This window comes from Acinetobacter sp. BHS4 (genome assembly GCF_018454425.1).
Classification (GTDB): Bacteria; Pseudomonadota; Gammaproteobacteria; order Pseudomonadales; family Moraxellaceae; genus Acinetobacter; species Acinetobacter pittii.
In genome coordinates this window covers 2378499-2398747 of the sequence record NZ_CP075323.1, presented here as the reverse complement: position 1 = coordinate 2398747, position 20249 = coordinate 2378499, and the positions used below count along the sequence as shown (strand labels likewise).

The 20249-nt window shown below is 36.4% G+C and carries 17 protein-coding genes and 2 pseudogenes; 11 read left to right on the top strand and 8 right to left on the bottom strand.

Annotation, left to right across the window (positions count from 1 at the left end; all coding sequences use genetic code 11):
* Positions 1-74 precede the first annotated feature (74 nt).
* Positions 75-974 (bottom strand): LysR family transcriptional regulator, encoded by a 900-nt coding sequence (locus tag KIP84_RS11410; RefSeq protein WP_213688524.1) that lies wholly within the window; start codon positions 972-974, stop codon positions 75-77.
* 134 nt (positions 975-1108) lie between these two features.
* Here KIP84_RS11410 and KIP84_RS11405 point away from each other — a divergent pair, with 134 nt between their 5' ends.
* Positions 1109-2497 carry an amidohydrolase family protein gene (locus KIP84_RS11405; RefSeq protein WP_213688523.1) on the top strand — a complete coding sequence of 463 codons (1389 nt, stop codon included), beginning with the start codon at positions 1109-1111 and terminating at the stop codon, positions 2495-2497.
* Positions 2498-2521: 24 nt separating this feature from the next.
* Positions 2522-2983 (top strand): annotated as a pseudogene (locus tag KIP84_RS11400) (DMT family transporter).
* 157 nt (positions 2984-3140) lie between these two features.
* Here the strand turns inward: KIP84_RS11400 and KIP84_RS11395 are convergent.
* Both KIP84_RS11395 and KIP84_RS11390 read right to left on the bottom strand, forming a co-directional pair.
* The gene (locus tag KIP84_RS11395) at positions 3141-4766 is read right to left on the bottom strand and encodes a sialidase family protein (RefSeq protein WP_213688522.1); all 1626 of its coding nucleotides are present in this window, start codon (positions 4764-4766) and stop codon (positions 3141-3143) included.
* A 340-nt stretch (positions 4767-5106) separates the two neighbouring features.
* Positions 5107-5805, bottom strand: coding sequence for a DUF1826 domain-containing protein (locus KIP84_RS11390; protein WP_213688521.1), 699 nt, complete (start codon positions 5803-5805; stop codon positions 5107-5109).
* A gap of 322 nt (positions 5806-6127) precedes the next feature.
* On the opposite strand from KIP84_RS11390, the pseudogene KIP84_RS11385 reads away from it, so the two are divergent.
* Positions 6128-7503 (top strand): annotated as a pseudogene (locus KIP84_RS11385) (EAL domain-containing protein).
* 118 nt (positions 7504-7621) lie between these two features.
* On the opposite strand, the gene KIP84_RS11380 reads toward KIP84_RS11385, so the two are convergent.
* The 3 genes from KIP84_RS11380 to KIP84_RS11370 are packed head-to-tail and all read right to left on the bottom strand — an operon-like array spanning position 7622 to position 10493.
* Complete coding sequence (locus tag KIP84_RS11380) at positions 7622-8536, bottom strand: alpha/beta hydrolase (protein ID WP_213688520.1); 915 nt, start codon at positions 8534-8536, stop codon at positions 7622-7624.
* A complete protein-coding gene (locus KIP84_RS11375) occupies positions 8520-9419 on the bottom strand; it encodes an alpha/beta hydrolase (RefSeq protein ID WP_213688519.1) in 900 nt (299 codons plus the stop codon). The genes KIP84_RS11380 and KIP84_RS11375 overlap by 17 nt, the downstream gene beginning before the upstream one ends.
* 21 nt (positions 9420-9440) lie before the next feature.
* Entirely contained in the window at positions 9441-10493 is a 1053-nt protein-coding gene (locus KIP84_RS11370) for a sugar phosphate isomerase/epimerase family protein (protein ID WP_213688518.1), read from the bottom strand.
* Positions 10494-10673: 180 nt separating this feature from the next.
* On the opposite strand from KIP84_RS11370, the gene KIP84_RS11365 reads away from it, so the two are divergent.
* Entirely contained in the window at positions 10674-11273 is a 600-nt protein-coding gene (locus tag KIP84_RS11365; RefSeq protein ID WP_213688517.1) for a TetR/AcrR family transcriptional regulator, read from the top strand.
* 61 nt (positions 11274-11334) lie between these two features.
* Here KIP84_RS11365 and KIP84_RS11360 read toward each other — a convergent pair whose 3' ends face one another.
* Positions 11335-12093 carry an HD domain-containing protein gene (locus tag KIP84_RS11360; protein ID WP_213688516.1) on the bottom strand — a complete coding sequence of 253 codons (759 nt, stop codon included), beginning with the start codon at positions 12091-12093 and terminating at the stop codon, positions 11335-11337.
* Positions 12094-12770: 677 nt separating this feature from the next.
* Between KIP84_RS11360 and KIP84_RS11355 the strand changes: the two genes are divergently transcribed.
* Complete coding sequence (locus KIP84_RS11355; protein WP_213688515.1) at positions 12771-13325, top strand: TetR/AcrR family transcriptional regulator; 555 nt, start codon at positions 12771-12773, stop codon at positions 13323-13325.
* Positions 13326-13408: 83 nt separating this feature from the next.
* Here the strand turns inward: KIP84_RS11355 and KIP84_RS11350 are convergent, their stop codons facing one another.
* Complete coding sequence (locus tag KIP84_RS11350; RefSeq protein WP_032003267.1) at positions 13409-13765, bottom strand: helix-turn-helix domain-containing protein; 357 nt, start codon at positions 13763-13765, stop codon at positions 13409-13411.
* 127 nt (positions 13766-13892) lie between these two features.
* Here KIP84_RS11350 and KIP84_RS11345 point away from each other — a divergent pair, with 127 nt between their 5' ends.
* The 6 genes from KIP84_RS11345 to KIP84_RS11320 all read left to right on the top strand — a co-directional run bounded on the left by KIP84_RS11345 (position 13893) and on the right by KIP84_RS11320 (position 20142).
* Positions 13893-14750, top strand: a complete 858-nt coding sequence (locus tag KIP84_RS11345) for an SDR family oxidoreductase (RefSeq protein WP_032003269.1) — start codon at positions 13893-13895, stop codon at positions 14748-14750.
* Between the two features lie 482 nt (positions 14751-15232).
* Positions 15233-16399, top strand: a complete 1167-nt coding sequence (locus tag KIP84_RS11340; protein WP_213688514.1) for a carbohydrate porin — start codon at positions 15233-15235, stop codon at positions 16397-16399.
* A 12-nt stretch (positions 16400-16411) separates the two neighbouring features.
* Complete coding sequence (locus tag KIP84_RS11335) at positions 16412-17707, top strand: serine hydrolase (protein WP_213688513.1); 1296 nt, start codon at positions 16412-16414, stop codon at positions 17705-17707.
* A gap of 285 nt (positions 17708-17992) precedes the next feature.
* Positions 17993-18697 carry a hypothetical protein gene (locus KIP84_RS11330; RefSeq protein ID WP_108008354.1) on the top strand — a complete coding sequence of 235 codons (705 nt, stop codon included), beginning with the start codon at positions 17993-17995 and terminating at the stop codon, positions 18695-18697.
* Between the two features lie 192 nt (positions 18698-18889).
* Entirely contained in the window at positions 18890-19447 is a 558-nt protein-coding gene (locus KIP84_RS11325) for a hypothetical protein (RefSeq protein WP_032038331.1), read from the top strand.
* 2 nt (positions 19448-19449) lie between these two features.
* Positions 19450-20142 carry a hypothetical protein gene (locus KIP84_RS11320; RefSeq protein ID WP_213688512.1) on the top strand — a complete coding sequence of 231 codons (693 nt, stop codon included), beginning with the start codon at positions 19450-19452 and terminating at the stop codon, positions 20140-20142.
* The last annotated feature ends 107 nt before the right edge of the window (positions 20143-20249 follow it).

The following is a 20249-nucleotide window of genomic DNA, read 5'->3' as shown; positions in this document are numbered from 1 at the left end:
TTTATCTCTTTATTTCAATAATTACCTGAGTTTCATTGCAAGATCTTAAAAAAGGTCTTTTAAAGTGAGTTGGTTTAATAATTCCTAATGATCTCGTCTATCCAGTCAGAAAACACCCGTACTGCTGGTGAAAGAAAACGCTGATGTGGATAAAGTAAAGTCACGGCAACAGGTGGTGGACACCAGTCTTGTAATACTGCGATTAGTCGTTTTTCTTTTAAGTGATCTATCACAAGTCTTTCTGCAAGTTGAGCGAGGCCATATCCTTCAAGGCACATTTTGATATAAAGCTCAGTTTCATTAACGGCAACAGTACCATTCATTTGTACGGTTTTTTTCTCTTCATTTCGTACAAAGCGCATTTCTCCAGCGTGTCTGTGGCTCCCTGAAAAATAATGAATAGCTCGGTGATGTTCCAAATCATTGGGAGTTTGTGGAAATCCATTTTCTTTTAAATATGCAGCTGAAGCGCATGTGACCCAGCGGAACTCACCAAGAGGGCGGGCTACCAGCGTGGAGTTCTCTAAATTTCCCATGCGGATTACACAGTCCACGCCTTCCTTAATCAGGTCTACTTGTCTATCGCTGACACCTATCATGAGATAAATATCAGGGTAACGCTGTTGAAACTCTTGCAGATTGGGCATGATGACCGAATGAGCAATGCCCGCAGGCATATCAACTCGTAATCGGCCCTGTGGCTGTTTGATGGCGTTAGTCAGGTTGGATTCGGTGTGTTCAATGAGGTCGATTATTTCTCGGCACTGGATGAGATATTCTGCTCCCTCTGGAGTCAGGCTAACCCGTCTCGTTGTCCTATTTAATAGGCGTACCTGTAAATACTTTTCAAGATTTTTAACTGTGCTGGTGACTGTTGAAGCGGGTAGTGAAAGTGCTTCTGCCGCGTGGATAAAGCTCCCAGCTTCTGCCACCCGAACAAAAATCTGCATTGCCTGAATACGATCCAATCTCATACCTTTGTCCCAATACTATACTCACACTCTTAGATTATTCGTTTTTACTGAATAATAAAAACAGTTTAACCAGCTTTTTCAGCATTATCACTTCAGATAGATTTTCAGCATACATTTGAGAAGTTGGAATAATGATGACTGATTACAACAGAAACATAGTGCAGCTGACTAAGTCTTCACCAAATAGAACACTGATTCGCGGGGCGACGATCCTAAGCATGGATAGCGTAATTGGGAACATGGTTCGCGGAGATATTCTTATCGAGAACGGTACGATTATCGCCGTTGGTGAAAATTTAGAAGCCGAAGGCGCAGCTATTATTGATGCATCCAATATGATTGCGATGCCGGGTATGGTTGATACCCATCGACATTCATGGGAAGGACAATTACGACGGATTAATCCGAATGCCGAAAGCTTAGAAGACTATTGCAACGCGACGCATTATTCTTTTGCCAAGTATTATCGCCCAGCAGATATGTACATCGGTAATTTGCTTACAGCTCTAGGTTGTATAGATGCGGGTATCACAACATTGATTGATAACTCACACAATAGTCGCAGTGCGGCCCACTCTGATGCGGCTGTTGAAGCTTTGCTAGATGCTGGTATTCGGGCTGTACACGCTTCTGGTGCACCAGTAACAGGAGATTGGGATAGAGCGAACTGGCCTAGTAATCTCGAACGTCTTCAAGAAAAATATTTTAAAAATAGTAAAAACAGTTTGGTGTCATTAGCTGCCATGGCTCAGTTAGAACCCGAATTATGGGCTGAGGCACGCAGATTAGGGCTACCAATCATTACTGAATTTTTTGGTGGGGAAATGGCTGCTGCACTAGAGGGTCTACATCAACAAGGTCTGTTAGGGCCAGATAATATCTTTAACCACTGTACCTCGTTGCCAGATGCTGGATGGAAAATTTTGCGCGAAGCTGGAGTGCGAGTAAACGTATGCCCACGATCAGATGCTCACTATGGTATCGAAGATGGTATGTTTGCCATGCAATCGGCTCTACGTCATGGCATTAGACCCGGTTTGAGTGTAGATAATGAAACGTCTTATAGTGGCGATATGTTTATGGAAATGCGCGTAGCATTTTACTTACAGCGTGTAATGGGCATGCACCAAAACAAATGTTGTGGTTCAGCACATTCGCCAGTGACCTTTCAGGCGCAAAACCTTCTCAAAGCTGCAACGGCTGATGGTGCTACTTGTGCAGGTCTGCAAGAAAAAATCGGCAGCCTGACACCCGGTAAACAAGCTGACCTGATATTAATTCGAACGGATGACACTAATCTTTATCCGTCTGGTAATGCTTTTGGCACGGTTGTTCATGCAACTGAACGCAGCAATATCGATACGGTGATGATTGGTGGAAGAATCGTTAAACGTGACGGTAAAGTGTGGGGTGTGGACAGTGAGCAACTTCGTGCAGCGATTGATGAATCTCGCCAGCATCTTTTCGTTGCGGCTGGTTATGCTCCAGATATTTTTGCCGAGACGTTTCTACCTCTTGAATAAGTTGTCTAAGAGGGAGCAAACACTATGTCTATAAATGTTATCTATTACCTTATGGCCTTTGCTGCAGGGTTGGGGATTACTCTACAGACCACGTTGAATGGCCAACTAGCAAAAGGTATAGGCGGAGATTCTGTTGTAGCGGCATTATTCTCGTTTACTGCTGGTGCCATATGCCTTGGGATTTATTCTCTAATGCGGGGATGAATAACTCCTTCGCTGCTCGCTATTCCAACCCAGCCGTGGTGGACCCTTTTAGGAGGGGTTCTAGGTTCATGTGCACTGCTGAGCTATGTCGTCCTTGCACCTAGAATCGGATTATCGGCTTTGCTAGGGCTGGCAATTGCTGGGCAAATTATCTCGTCATTGTTGATTGATCATTTTGGATTACTAGGGGTGGCCGGACGACCAGTTTCCATGATTAAACTAGTTGGAACAGTGGTCATGCTGATAGGTCTAGGGATTGCTCTTTTCGGTGACAGGGGATGAGTTTTGAAACTAGTATTTTTGGTATAAAAGAATCATCTAGGATTTCACATTAGTAAGTAGTTAGAGAAATTAAAAAATACTGTTTAGAGGTTTCTCTAAACAGTATTAATCTTTAAGTAATAGGTATAATAATTATGTTTATAAATTAAACATAATACTATTTTGATAAGTCTCTTAAATTTCTGTTATGGGTACTATAAAGAGTCTCCCAAGTTTTACCTTTATCATTCGATATTTTAACCAATGCATATTGGCCAGAATAAAGGATGTTAAGAAGTGCTCCTGAATTTAAAGTAACGATAGAACTAGGAGCCATTATTTCATGCATTTGCCAAGTCTTACCTGCATCTTCTGAAATTGCTAATTTGTCCCAATTAAATTGTGCACCTGATATATATAAGTCTCCCTGTCTTGAAACTTGGGCAGGGAAAACATTTACTTTAAAAGGGCTATTAACTTTTTGCCATGTTATACCATGATCATTAGAGTTAAATAGATTTGAAAATATACCTGCAAAACCACGCTTTGAAGTAATTACGCTAATTGATTTATCTGGGTTAACTATTAATTGAGAGATATTCTCATTATCTGGTACTTTATTTTCAGACCATTTTTTTGTTATATAATCATAATGGTTAATTTTTCCATACATATCCGCATAGCTAAATCCTTGATCATCCTCCCATAACCAAAATCCACGTAATCCCCAAAAATTATCAACAATTTCTTTTTGTACAATTGGTTGCCAATCACCATTTTCTAAGCGATTACTTTTATAAACTGTAGCTTTATAACCTACTATATGAGATAGAAACCATCCGTTTTGATCATCACCCACGATAGAGGAAATTACGCCGATTGGTAAATTACCACTGTCAACTGGGGTAAGAACATCACTTCCTTTTAAGTGTTTATAAAGAGTATTCATTTCACCATAAGCTAGAAAATCAAAGTTATAATTTTCTTTTACAGTTATACAATCAAAAGCTAAGTTATCATTACTTTGAAAAATTTTAGTTTTTTTATTAGTATCGTGTGAGGGTAAGAAAAAAACTGAGCCAATTTTGCTTGATGCTATAATAGTATTATCTTTTAGCTCTTTAAAACACTGCATACCAAAGGGGAGTATCTTGCTTTCATCACCTATATTTTTTTCTAAAGTTGTAACTGGTTGTGTCCATCCATTCAAAATTTTATCTTTATAAATTGCTTCTAGATAACTATTCTTTAATTTATTAATTAAATCCTTATTTGAAGAATGTTTTTCAGATCTTGCTATGAAGTAGGCATCGTTAGCATGTGTTAAGTTAATACGTCCTAAATCAGTTGTGGTATTTTCTAGTACTTTAAAAGTACCCATCGGGTGAGGTTTATCTTTATCATTTAAATTAATAAATTGGATTTTACCTGAAAGAAAAGGATTTGGAGATGGTTGATAGTTGCTCAATTCAACAATGCGATATTCACCAGCTGGTAGTTGTCCACTATAAATAAATGTAGAGCGAGAGACATCTGAATTTATCATTTTAATTTCATAAATTTTATTATTTTTCTGTATTGCCGTTTTTTCTGTAAGGCTTTCTATTTTTAAAGAAGGATAAATTATTCCACTATTAAAACTAATACTGAGTACAATAGGATTTAGTTTTTCATCCGATTTTATAGTTTCCAGCACTCCTTTTGCTTGTTTATTCGTTATTTTCGGTTGTGGCGTCGTTGCACATGCCTGTAAAAGTGCGATCGCTATTAAGGTAACCCCTAATCTTAAATTAAATTTACTCATTTGTTGTGGATTCCATTTTTAGAAAGTATTTTAAAATGAAGTATTTACAGTGTCTATTTGATCGAGCGTGATATTACTATAATTGCTAGTATTGATGGAATATTTATAGATAATTTATGACTAATAAATTTTTAAATAAACTGATTCGTTGAGCTTAAAAGTTATAAAAATTATTTTGAGTTCTTGTGTGCATTAAAAATTCTGTTTCAAAGGGCTAAAGTCTGTTTTAAATAACGGGATTGACTTAAAGTGAGTTAAATCAAAGTATTTAAGAAAAGAATAAAACTAAAACTTAAATTTTATAGAGGCCACATTCAATTAAGATATATGGAATAAACATTTAACAAATCAACAGCAATCGATACTCGCCATCTTTTTCAACAGGTGCTCGATGAACACAAGGTAAAACCTTTTGAGTGGGATGATCTACTGCTAAACGCCAAATATGTCCCGTACCTAAATTTACAGGTTGAGCATCGGGTTTAGGCTGATAATGCAAATCAAAAAAATACTCTGCCAAAAAAGCTTCAAATTCAGCATCAGAACCGTCATGTAATTCTTTGAGCTTTTCTCTAATTTCTGGAATTAAAACTTTTTGTTTAACCTGATCGTTGGGTACAATATCGCTAGCAGCGCCGTGATAGGTACATAAGAATGTATCGGTTTCAATGGGCGAGCGATCAACATGAAATGAATATACATCTGTTGAAATGAAATCTAGCTCTTCATCGCGTTCATAATGTTTAAGTAAGTTAAGTACTGGCGATGCGCCAAAATCAGTTAACAGCTCGATATCTTCTAAAATAATTGCTCTTGCCAAATTGCCTTTTTCTGAAAGTTGCAGGACTAACAGTTCTTCAATAGAAACTTCTGTAATATTTTCTTTTAACTGAAGTTTATTCACAATTTCTTTAAAGTCACCCACCAAATTTCTGTGCCAGCAGATCGCATTTGTCTCTCCTTGAAAATGTGTATTTACAAGTTCAGAGAAACTAGACACTTTTCTAATTTGATTGCTGTCAGAAAATGCGTTTTTCATATGAGAATTAGATAAACCAGAAGCCGAGTCGCATAATATACACTGAGCTATCTGTAGTCGCTAAATAGTATTTCTCATTAAATAAGTTGATCGCTGTTCGCACTCAAACCTTGTGTAGCCTAGTAGAGACATGTATCGTTAGGGGATAATACTTTAAAATAATAAGGTGACTGAAAAACAAAATTATTCAATTAAACAACCGGACTGTGCCACCACAATTAAAACAACACCAATCTCAAGATGAGTTCTATAACACTAAATAAAACATGAGGTTTTATTGATGAAAACTGACAGGGTATATCACTGATCAAGCTTGGGGTTTATGAAGAAATATTTTACGGTTGATTTATTTATGATAGCTTCGTCTTATTTTAAAAAACGCAAAAAAATTACCGTACCGTAAAAGATCAGCAGCTTACAATCGCAGCAAAAGCAAATATCTTTATTTGTATTATTTTTTGTTTGTTTTGGACCACATATTTTATATTTGCAAAAATGTGGTTAATTGTGGGTATGGATATCATTTTTACACTGATCTCTATATTTAGCCTTTTTCTCATTTATATAAACCGCATTTCAGCGGGTATTCTTTTATCTCAAGTCGTTCTGCTTGTTTTTCCAGTCATTTTTTGCTTATTTTTTGATGTCGCTACAAGTGATCGTCCGCAAGTGGCTCAATTGTTTTTACCCGCTGGGGCGATATTGGGATATTTAAATTACCGTAGAAATCCAAGCCTTTTACAAGCTGCTTTAATTCTTTTGTCGATCGGATGCTTTATATTTTTTAGTGGCAGCTCTTTTAATCTTGAGAGCGCTATACCTTTACCGGAAGATATTCGTGACCATGGGGGATGGATTGCAACTTGTGTCGCTACGCTCATGATCTGTATTTCAATTTACACCATGCAATTAGAGATACAAACCGAAAGTACTATGGTGCAAGACTTACGCTTAGCGCTTATTAAAGAACAGTTTGAGCTTTTTTATCAACCGCAAATTAATGCTTCTGAAACGCTAATTGGCGCAGAAGCTTTATTAAGATGGCATCATCCTGTTTTAGGATATATTCACACAAAAGATTTTATTCCAGCAGCTGAAACTTTTGGGTTAATGCCGGAGATTGGAGAATGGGTATTGGCTCAAGCCTGCAAAGTTCTACAAGAGTGGAGTAAAAAAGCCGAGACTAAAGATCTTACGCTTTCAATTAATATTAGTGCTGATCACTTCATGCAACCAAATTTTGAGCAAACTGTGATTGGGCTGATTCAGAAATATGAGGTCAATCCATCTCGGCTCATATTAGAAATTACTGAAAATATTGCTTTAACGAATTGTGTAAGCATGATCGAAAAAATGAACTTTTTATCTAATCAAGGAGTTCAGCTTTCTCTTGATGATTTTGGTACAGGTTATTCATCTTTAAGCTATCTACAAAAAATGCCCATCAGATAAATCAAAATTGATCGTAGTTTTGTACAGGCAGCATTGGATGATAAACGCAGTAATAAATTAGTGACTGGTATTATTAAAATTGGACTAGATTTGAACCTCCGCGTGTTAGTAGAAGGCATCGAAACGACTGAACAATTTAGTGTTTTTAAAAATAACGGATGTACTGAGTTTCAAGGCTATTTGTGGGGTTGTCCGATGCCTTTAAATGATTTCTTAAAACAGTTAGCTCATTTCAAAAATATTTAATAAGGACGCACGATAACTATTATCCATAGTCAAAATTTAATTAGGCCACTCCGAAAATGTCATTAAACAATTTTGAAGAGTGGCCCAACTAAGTAATATATTTGAATAATAAAAAGATCTACATACGAATATTACGGTAGATAGATTTTACTTTGTCGCGACTAATCGTCAGCATGTGAATTGCGCCGTGAATCATTCCTTCTAATAAATAAAAGTTCACCTGAATACCCGCATCCCACAGTTTTTGAGCATATCTTTCACCATCGTCACGAACGGGATCATATTCACAAACAAAAATGGTTGCGTCAGGCAGTCCTTCTAAAGACTGAGCGAGTAATGGGCTTACAAGTTCGTTCTGTTTTTCACTTTCATGCTGCACATATTGATCCCAGCAATAAACCATTGTGGATGAGTCCAAACCATAACCTTCGGCATATTGTTGATAAGACTTGCTGCTCATCGTGGCATCTAAAGCAGGGTAAAAAAGAAGTTGATGGCTCACCTTAATTTCTGGGTGTTGTTTTGCCATTAAACATGTGGCGGCAGCTATATTGGCGCCCGCACTATCTCCACCTACAGCCACGCGGTTTTGTTCAACTCCAAACTGTGATGCGTTCTCGTAGATATAACGGAATGCCGTAAAAAAATCATTTAAAGGTGTAGGGAACTTAAATTCTGGCGCTAAACGATAGTCCACAGAAAATACAACCTGTTGAGTGGTTTCTGCCAATAAACGACAAGCGCGGTCCCATGCATCTAAACTTCCGAGGCACCAACCTCCACCATGAGCAAAAACCAATGCGGGCCGTTGCTCAGTGTTTTCGAGAGAATAGGGAACATACACCCGAACCTCAATTTCCGCGCCATCTGAAACAGCAACATAAAAACTTTGTTGATAGCTTGCATCTTGTTGAATGCCTTGCTGATCAATAATGTCTTTATTTACTTGCTCCCTTAGCGCTTGTAACGAGTTTACTCCTTGTGCGGTAGGTCTGGATTTAAGCCAGTTTTCAATTTCAGCAAGTAGAGGCATGGCTTTTTTCCTGCTGCAAAAATTCTAAAATGAGTGAGCTGAATATTTCTGGCTGTTCCTCCATAATGAAATGACCGCAGTCTTTGACAATCGTACTGGTTAAATGTGACGAAACCTTTTTCATGGTTTCATAAGGGGCATTATCCGTAGCATGTTCAGCACCGATTGCTAAAACTGGCATGTCTAAATTTTTAGTTTCTCTCATTTTATTTTGACGTATGGTTTCTGGAATAGAGCGATAATAATTAAACCCCGCTGCTAACCGACCCGGAATTTTATAGGCTTCTATATAAGTTTCAGTTGCAACTTTATCTTTGTGCCACGACCATTTATCAAACATATAATTTAAATAAGTATCTTCACGGCCCGCGATTAAAGCTTCGGGTAAATCTAGGGTTTGGTTAAACATGAAGTGCCAAAGAAAAATATTTTCACTCGGCTCAACAAAAATAGGAGGTGCGGGCGCTAAACCGGGAATCACAGCCTCTGTGACCGCAAGTCGAGTCACTGATTCAGGAAAGTCAGATGCAAGCGCATAGGCAACCCACATGCCAATGTCGTGACCAACAACCGAATAAGTTGGATATTCAAGTTGAGTCATGAGCATCGATAAAATTTTGGCAATACGTCCCGTATCGTAACTTCCATCCAGTGGAGCTGAATTTCCCGTTCCGGGTAAATCTACAGCGATTGCTCGATACCCCTGTTTTGCCAGTTCAAGCATGACTTTGTGCCATGCGTACCATGTTTGTGGCCAGCCTGGAATTAGTAATACCGCTGGACCTTCACCTAAGGTGACGTAGTGTAATTTTTTGCTTTCGATGTGAATGTAATGATGATCGAATTCGTGATGCGAGTTTTCATTGAATAATTGAGTTTTCATGTTGATTTCTCTTACGCTTCCTTAAATACCCAATAGCTGATTAATTTGAGTCTGATTAACAGGGGCAGCAGCAAAGTCATCAAACACTTTATCGGTAACATGAATAATATTTTGCTTAATGAACTCGGCACCTTCACGTGCGCCATCGTCTTTATTTTTGAGGCAACATTCCCACTCTAATGTGGCCCAGCCTTCGTAGTCGTAATGCGCTAACTTTGAAAAAATCGCTTTAAAGTCAACTTGACCATCACCCGTAGAACGGAATCGACCCGCTCGATTTCCCCAGCTTTGATAGCCGCTATACATTCCTTGGCGGCCTGTTGGATTAAATTCGGCGTCTTTAACATGAAACATGCGAATGAAATCTTTATAGATATCGATATATTCCAGATAGTTCAGTTGTTGCAAAACAAAATGGCTTGGGTCAAAAAGAATATGGCAACGTGGATGGTTATGAGTCCGCTCTAAAAACATTTCAAATGTAATGCCGTCATGCAAATCTTCACCGGGGTGGATTTCATAGCAAAGGTTGACGTCATGTTCATCACAAGCATTCAAAATAGGAAGCCAGCGACGTGCTAATTCATCAAACGCCGTTTCGATGAGTCCTGATGGTCTTTGTGGAAATGGAAATACATAAGGCCATGCCAAAGAGCCTGAAAATGTCCCCATATCTTTAAGACCTAAGCGGGCAGATGCTTGAATTGAAGCGAGCATTTGTTGTTTTGCCCACTCGGTTCTAGCTTCTGAATTACCATGCAAATGAGATGGGGCAAAGTTATCGCACATTGAGTCATAAGCAGGGTGCACAGCCATTAACTGCCCAAAGATATGCGTCGTTAACTCGCTAATTTTTAAGTCATGATTGCTTAAAGTACCTAATATTTCATCGCAATAATCTTGGCTTTCTGCTGCCAAATTAACATCAAATAAACGCTTATCCCAAGCGGGAAGTTGTACCGCTTCAAATCCTTGGTCTGATACCCAAGCAGCAATATCTTCTAGACGGTTAAACGGGAAAACATCATCGCTAAATTGAGCAAGATGAATACTTGGGCCTTTGATGGTTTTCATAATAAAACCTAATTAGTTGTCGATCGACAAACAATAGGCTTAATTTTTGAGAAAAACAACTTTTTATTTGAAAATCAAAACAAAGGGAGACTATTTTTAATAAATCTCATTGATTTATTTGTGAAAATATTTTTTTCGAATAATAATGAAAAGAGGTACTAAATTTGATAAAGGGTCATTATGGCTGGCAGACCAAGAGAGTTTGATCGAGAAGAAGCCCTCGTAAAAGCGAGAGATTTCTTCTGGCTTCACGGCTATGAAGGTACATCCATGTCAGATTTAGTTGAAGTTTTGGGTATTGCCTCTGCTCGAATTTATAAAGCATTTGGCTCGAAAGAGGCTTTGTTTAGAGAAGCTGTAAATCACTACGAAAAAAATGAAGGTAATTTCGCCTTAAATGCTTTAAAGCAAAAAAATATTAAGGATGCAATCAGTCAACTATTTGCAGATGCACTAGCGCTTTACACGCAAGCCAACCATTCGTATGGGTGTATGGTTGTGTCGGCAGCGAGCGTATTAGGTGAAGAAAACCAAGCTGTTTTGGAATGGATGAAAGCACAGCGTATTGCACGGGGCCAAAGTCTGGTCGATCGATTTGTTCAAGCAAAATCAGACGGACAATTGGTAGCAGAGGCTGACCCTAAAACCTTAGGGCAATATTACGCGCTTGTTCTGCATGGGCTATCAGTTCAGGCAAGAGATGGATATTCGCAAGAAGAGCTTTCTCAGGTGATCCATTTTGCGTTAAAGAATCTAGATCAATATGTTGTAAATGCTTAATCGATTCAACTTTCAAGCTGAGACTTAATAGGTTTTGTACGATTAATAGCTCAAATTAAATTCACTCTTTATATAAATTTGACTTAATCATGAGCGGTAAACCAAGACTACTTAATAAACTAGTTCGAGAATTTGGCACATTCTTACTTTCTAAATCAATAAGCTCAATAAATTTTTTATTAAATTGTTTTCTAGGATATTTTTCTAGAATTTCATTTCTAAAAGATAGGGGAATTCTATATAGACCATCGCTAATCACATCACAGGATGCACCTTGCTGTAATAGCGTAATTTCTGCAGGGTCAGAATGATCTATATAGCCGTTCATATGTAAGCAGATAGCATCTTTAATGATTTCACTTTTCTTCTCATCAAAGTTATGTTCTTTGGCCTTTAGTTCAAATTGTTTAGCACTCTCATAGGTAAAACAGTTACAACCTTTACTATGAATATGTTGCTCAGTTAAGCCAATATCATGAAAAAGTGAGGCTATTAAAAGTGATTCATCATCAAATTGCTGTTTTTGTATATGGCCTAGGGCAGCTCCCCAGAAATAGGTTCGCCATGAATGATTATAGATAGATATACTTGCTTTAGTTTCGAGCTCATCAAGCGCGACTTTAACCATTTGACTATCTGGTATTACGATCTGATCAATATCAAAATCATGAGAAGTTTTGAATCGAAAGTAATTTATTTTTATAGAAGCCATAACACTTGGCAGTATAATTTTTTGAATTAACTTAATTTTATCTTTGAAGCTGAGCTGACCATTGGTAGCTTGCATCCAGTGATACGAACCAATTCTTTTAGTTTTCATTATTAGATCTCATTTTAGAGTAATTACTCTAAAATATTATTATAGATGATTTTTTGCAAGTTTTCTCTTTTAAGACCTCGATAGAGCTTTGATTGATAGACGTTTTATAAACCCCAATTTAACAATAACTTCCTCATTATTTATCCTTACTTTTTAATGATCTATTTTAAAGCAAATGTCATTTTGTGTGCTTGACTGCAAAGGGGTTGGGCACTATTCTTTGCCTGCTGGCCTACATTGCCAGTCGGTTGTCGCAGACCGAATCAAACGAGCATTAAAAGTTTCATACTTTTAGTGTTGAGCCCTCGTGCCCCCTCTATGGCGGAACGGAGGGGGACACCTTCGGGTGTGCTGGCCTCGTTTGACCAGTCTGCGAACCCCTTTCGTTCTGCCACCATAATTCTAATGTCTGGCAGAACTCCCAATAAAAAGGAGTTGGCTTTGCACATCCATTATTTCTTGGCAGCCTTTGCCAAAAGTTATAACGACACAGCTTAAACTTTTAAAGCAGTTTGATCGCCGTAAGGTTTTCAGGCTTTAAATTACTTCGTCTTAAAACTTAATCAACAATAAAACTTGAGATGTGCCAAGCACAGTCTTACGGGCTTTGCTGTGCCTTTTTTCTCCCAAAAAAGTATCTCATTTAGAAACAACAATAATTTTATAACGGTAAGACTATGCCAAATTTAGTTCTCTCAACACGTGCCATACAAGTCATCAATAAGTCGATTGATTTATTTCACCATCACGGATTTCATACGGTTGGAGTCGACCGAATCGTGAAAGAGTCAAAAATTCCGAAAGCCACTTTTTATAATTATTTTCACTCTAAAGAGCGATTTGTTGAAATCTGTTTGATCGTACAAAAAGAACGTTTAAAAGAAAAAGTAGTTTCAATTGCTCAGTACGACCAAGGTACAAACGTGAAGGATAAACTCAAGAAACTTTATTACCTACACGCCGATTTAGAGGGGATGTATTACCTATTATTTAAAGCAATTTTTGAAACTAAACTGGCCTATCCAAAAGCCTATATAACGGCAGTGAGATATAGAACATGGCTGCTTAATGAAATTTATAGCCAGCTTATAAAACTCAAAATCGATGCTACCTTTCAAGACGCTAAGCTATTTTTATATATGATTGAAGGTGCAATTATTCAGCTTTTAAGCTCGGATGTGGCAATCGAGCGGGAGAGAGTGCTTGAGTGTTTTTTGTTGGGGTTTATATGATAGAGTCGGACTCTACGTTTGCTGATCAAAGTTAGATGAAGATATATCAGTCGTGAAGCGAGTTTAAATATGCTGAAATTTGCTTATAAAACTAAGTCTGAACGAGGCTGCTTTTCTAATAACCGAGATATATTATTTTCAAGCCAATCAGTTAAATCAAAAAGGCGTTCGGAAGCTTCTCGACCAAAGTCCGTTAATTGATAATCTACTCGAGGGGGCACTTCGGCATAATCCTGACGATAAATAAAACCATCTTGCTCAAGTGACTTTAAGGTTTGTGCCAGCATTTTTTCACTAATGCCATCAATTATTTTTTTTAATTCATTAAAGCGTAAACGTTGATCACGTAGTGCAACTAAAATTAAAACACTCCAACGGCTTGTTAGTGTCAATAAAATTTTTCTAGATGGACAATCTGCTGCAAAAACCTGACCTTTCATTGCTCATTACCTGCATTACAAAAGTTTACATTTAATGCTGAACTTACTTTTAGGTAAGTACTTACTTTTAGTAAGTGAAGATACTACGATGATTGAAATATTTCAACTACATCAGATGGAGATCACCATGCGTATTGCAGTTACTGGTGCAACAGGTCAACTTGGTCAATTCGTTATTTCTCAATTACTTGAACGGACCGAAGCAAAAAATATTGTGGCATTAGTCCGTAATCCAGAAAAAGCTATAGATTTAAGTTCAAAAGGGGTAGAAGTTCGTCCTTTTGATTATGTTCATGACTTAGAAAAACTTTCAGAGCAACTACAAGGTATTGATAAGCTTTTATTAATTTCATCAAATGAAATTGGTCAACGTACGGTACAACACCAAAATATTATTAATGCAGCAAAACTCGCACATGTAAAATTTATTGCTTACACAAGTTTATTAAAAGCAGATGTAACACCACTTTTACTTGCACAAGAACATGTTGAAACTGAACAATATTTAAAAGCATCAAATATTCCCTACACGTTATTACGTAATAACTGGTACAACGAAAATTATGCAATGGGTCTTAAACAAGCGGTAGAGCATGGCAAAATTTTTGGGGCAACTCATCACGGTAAAATTTCTTCTGCTTCACGTCTAGATTATGCAACTGCGGCCGCTGTGGTATTAACGCAAGACGGGCATGAAAATAAGATTTATGAACTGGCAGGTGATACAAGTTATACGCTTGATGATGTTGCAAAATGGACAAGCGAAATCACTAAAAAAGATATAACTTATCAAGATTTACCTGAAGCAGAATATAAAGCACTTTTAGTACAGGTTGGTGTACCTGAAGGCTTTGCTCATATATTGGCAGATTCGGATGAAGGCGTATCTAAAGACGGTTTATATAGTGATAGCAAAGATCTGCATCAGCTCATTGGCCGTGCAACGACAAGTATGCAAGAAACTGTGAAAGAGTTTTTAAAATAAGTAGAAGCTTTTTAGAAAGATCTTTTAAGTTAACAATATATTTATCACTTGTCTGAAACCAAAGAGGCTTGAATTGATCTGATTCAAGCCTTTATTTATTTGAATTAAAAGATATAACTATAATCATTGTAGTTTAAGTTTTTGATATTTAAAAATTAATAAGAAGCTTATTCGATTATCTAATAGCCTAAGTATTAAAAAATAGTATGTCATTTTTAGACAAGATTGATGTCATTCGCACACAAGTCAAACCAATATAAATATGTTGAAATCAGATTTATCAAATGGGGCTGAAATAAATAAGTAAGCCAAAAATTATCGATATTTATTAAATATAATTTATTAATTTGTGGTGGAGGATATTCAAAAGATATCAGAATTGATAAATATTAAATTGAGTGAAAATAATTATTTTTCCAAGTCATTAATTAGAAAATCGAAGACTTGGAAAATAGTTGGTCATATTTAAAGGAAAGGATTCTATGTATATATCTAAACAAGGATGTATAGGTACACTCGTGCTTTTATATAGTATGAGTACAAATGCAGAAATTAACTTAAAAGATAATTTTAAGTTTACAGCTAATTTTATTGATTTAGCGATGTATAGCCAAGAAAGTGCTGTAGATGACAATTTTACTAATTCAGCAGGTTTGTTTTTAAATACTGAAATTAAATTGGCGAATGAAAGCCATGACTTTGGGGTTTTAAAAGCACAATATGTGTTTAATGGTTTAAATGATGATGCACAGTTAAATACCTCAAACAATTGGTTTGGCGGAGTAGGAAGTTATGTCGGTGGAGCAATTGCTGCCAATGATTTGGCTTCATCCCAACTCAGTTTGCTGACTTGGGATAAGTATTGGAATGATAAAAAACTCTATACGTCCGTTGGGCGTACCAATCTAAGACGATATTTCCTCTATAACAATTGTCAAAATATCCTGTTGTGTACTGACCCGATTAAAGGGGCAATGGGTTCATTGCCGACTAACTATGCGTATTGGGGCGGTTATGCCAAATATAATTTATCAGACCTTATCTATATGCATGCAGGGCTTTTTGAGGTCAACACAGATGATTATGTCTATAAGAAAAAAGGATTAGATTTTTCCTTTCATCATCAACTAGGTTACACCCAAGTATATGGTGTGGGATATAAAGATAAAAACACTAAAGCAGAGTTATTATATTTTTATAATAATTCTGAATATCGTAATGCCTATACTCAAGAAAAATATAATGGTACAGATGGTTTGAATTTTAGGTTTAACCATGATTTTAATAATCAGAATATTCCAACAGTATTTGGTGCTTACTCATATATTGATGAGAAAAATCAGCCTTATAAAAATTATTGGGAATTAGGATTAAGCTATAAAATTAATCAAGGAAAGAATCATTTAGGCGTGAAGTTCGGTCAGTCTCAACTTAATGATGATTATGTTTTAATGACAGAGAAAATTAATGGTAATAATAATAAAACAACCTCTTTTCTTTCTTTAGATACCGATATTAATTACAAACGCCTAACTCTAAGCCCATTCGTACAATACATCTGGAATCCAGATAACTACTACCGCTCTACAGGAAAAGCCTTCAATAGCAATGTGATTGTCGGTTTAGTCACTCAAATTAAGCTCTACTAAGGGAAAAAAGAGATGAAGATTACAAGAATTAGCTTACTGTTCACTGGTCTATTCGTCAGTAGTGTCGCTTGTGCTGAATATAGCTGTCAGCAGTTGGAACTAAAGGATTGTCCAACGATCGTGGATAAAAAATTACCTGACCCACATGATATGTTGACATGGACGCAACAGCAAAGGGTGGTGGGCTTTCGAAATACATTCCGTAGTTATGATGGCAGTGTTTTTCATCCTGATAAGAAAAACGTGCTGGCACTTCCAAAACTAAAGAACAGCATTAAAAATAAGGATATCCATTACTCGGTAGATGGCAAAAATTATAATTTAAATGACTACTTAAAAAATCAAAGTGTTGCAGGTCTGATTGTATTAAAAGATGGCAAAATTGCTTATGAATATTACGGACAAGGGAACAATGAAACGACTTTATGGACTTCTCGTTCAGTTGCAAAGTCTATTGTAGCAACATTAATTGGAGTTGCTATTCAACAAGGTAAAATCAAATCAGTAGATGATCCAATCATTCAATACTTACCAGATTTGAAAGGAACTGCTTGGGAAAAAGTATCCTTAAAACAGCTTTTGCAGCATACATCAGGCGTTGAATGGAATGAAAACTATAAAGATCCAACTTCAGATTTTGCAAAAATGACCTACTGTGAGGCAGCTAATAATCCAGATGCTTGTGTCTATAAAAATGTGAAAAACCTGAAAGCGAAATATGAACCGGGAACGGTATGGTCATATAGCACAGGTGGGGCATATCTGGTGGGTAAAGTCTTAGAAGCAGCAACACATCAGAATATTGCTAAATACCTAGAAGATAACGTCTGGAAACGGGTAGGTATGGAGCGAGAAGGTGTTTGGCAGTCGTATACCCGCAATCAAGTTGACATGGGGGGCCATGGGTTTAATGCAACGTTACGTGATTATGCGCGTTTCGGACAATTTATATTGAATGAAGGACGTGTTTCTAATGGCGACAAGATGTTACCTGATGGCTGGACAGCACAAGCGACCAAATGGAATCAAGCGAAAGGCTCTGTCTCAGAAAACTATCCAAAAGGAATATATGGTTTTCAATGGTGGAACTCACATGCAAAAAAAGGTTTACCATTAAGTACACAAAATTCTGATGAAACTTTCTGGGGACTGGGTATTTTTGGGCAGATGTTAGCCATTAACCCTAAAGACCAGATTGTTATGATGCAGTGGAGCACGTGGGAAACCGCGATGCCTTCTGCTGAGCTTGATAATGAAAAAAGTTTATTTTTTAATGCGGTAACTCAGCATCTTACCGAGCAAAAATAAGCAGTTTTCTATGGCTTAGATTGTCATGAAATTTTAACTTGATATTTAACAACGGGAATTTTAGAATCCGCCCAACTAATTTTTAGGAGCTTCAATGTGAGTACTTGTTCGAGTGACAGTAGTCGATCGGTAATAGTCTAAGTATCCACTGAAGTCCTGACAGACCTCTTTTTGTGGATGCAAGAAGAGGTTTTTTTATTTTCATCTTTTCATTCCTATTATTAACCCATGATCTAATCATGTTGGGTTGCAGTACTTGCATGTGCTCCATGACTTATGGGAGTGATGCCAATGTTATTTACTTTAAAGAAACGCTCACTTATTTCTGGTTTCTGTTTATTCACATTATCTAATGCAAGCTATAGTGGACGACCTATGGTTGTTGACGATGCCGCTCTTGTTTCTCCAAAAACTTGTCAGCTAGAAACATGGGCACAGCATAACTCTGACAGCAAAGAATATTGGGCAACACCAGCCTGTAATTTTGGTGGCAATTTTGAATTTGCTGTAGGGATGGGGAGAGTAAATGATGATACTGAGCATGTCAGTTATGCAACTCTACAAGGCAAGACCTTATTAAAACCTTTAGAAACAAATGATTGGGGAATCGGCTTTTCTTTTGGCACTCAAATCAATACTAAGGATTCTTCAAAGAAAGATTGGACGGTTAATGTTCCTTTAAGTCTTTCTACTTTGGATGATAAATTTTTAATCCATGCCAATATGGGATGGTTACGTGAAAATACCACACATAAAAATCAAACCACGTGGGGAATTGGAACCGAAACACAACTTGCTAACCCATTAACGTTCACTGCCGAAGTATATGGTAATGACCGAAATGATGCCTTTTACCAAACAGGTTTTCGATACATGGTCTATAAAGATTTTGTTCAATTAAACGCAAGTTACGGCAACCAAATGTCTCATCATGATAATGCTTTTTTCTCTGTCGGATTTGTGTTTCTAACAAAGCCATTTTTACCTTAATGACTTAGAAATATCTTAATAAAGTATTTAAAAAAAGTGCTCTTTTAAACAGGAAAGGGCACAAACAAAGAAATTTAAAAAGGTGAGCATATATTTCATTCAAAGAAATTTTCTCTCTCTCTTCTTTTGATTTCATCTAAAACATAAAGTAAAGTGCGTTCACAAGATATTAAATAAAATGAATGGCTTGTTATGAATATTATAAAAGGTACTAATTTTTGGAGATTACTTTCTATTATATTAGGTTTTATTATTTTTCTAGGATTGTATTATTTTTTTATTGTATATCCTAAGGATACAGAGCAAGCCAGAATAAGATTTTCAGAAGAAGTCATGGCTTCTTTTTTTTGGATGGACTTATCTGATGAAGTGGAAATAAACAGTATTATTTTAAAAGAAGGGCTAGAGTTAAACTCCATTAATGATGAGATATACATTAACGATTTGAATGGATTAAGCTCATTTTATGTTTGGAATGGTGAACATAAAGAGATGAAAGATGTCTTAAATAAATATTCTGAGTATTCATATTTTGGTAATAAGGGCATTCGAGGATTATGCTTAAAGCTTATGTTTGTACAACAATATAATCAAAAAATTCAGCAGAAAAATTATTCTTCACCAAGGCTATTAGCATCAAAAAATATTAATAAACGTAATCTGGAAACTATCTCTCCATGGTTAAATGATATGAAGGCTTTTGATGAGTTTTATAAAGCTAAGCACATGATTCCAAATTGTAAAATATAGATATGTCTTCTAAAAATTTTCTTTCTACGATTGCACTGAAAAGTAAAGAGAACAAAGGAACTATAGCTCTATGTTCTATTCTTTTTATTATTCCTTTATTTGTATTTCCTACTTATCCTAAAAATGAATGGCACTACGAGCTATATCAATACATCACACAAACTATGCATGTGACTGTTGGTACGAAAGGCCCATTACCGTTTTTTACGATTCTTTATAGCATTTACATAACCATAGTCATGTTCTTTGTTGGTTGTGTTATCTCCTATTTTTTTATTAAAAAATATGGGGTTAATAAAGCGTATCAAGAGGAAATTTATAAAATATTTTTTAAAGCCGAATTTGAATCTTCAAAAAAATACCCTTGGTTAGAGAACCCCTTAATCAAAAAAACATTAGTCTCAAGTTTATTTGCCCTATGTTTTATTATCGGAATTTTTCACTTTATTGAGGATGATATTACTCAGCAGAGACCCAGACGTAGAGGAGGGCTTATAGTATTGGGGTATAATTACAGAGTCGGAGTGATGATATGGGAAATCATCATAACTGTATTTAGTATATTTCCTATTTTTTATTTTGGCTTGTTATTTTTATATATCATTAATTATTTTTTCCGTGGGTTAGGTACAGGTAAGGTGGCAATTCCTTTAGAAGTGCCAAGCAAAAAACGAAAGAGAATTAGGAAGGTCTGATATTTTCCTTTTGAACTGATTAAACGCATTTCACTCAATCTATCAATAAATGTGACAGAATCTAACTTTTTATAACCTATAAAGGCGACTATCCTAATTGGGCTTGA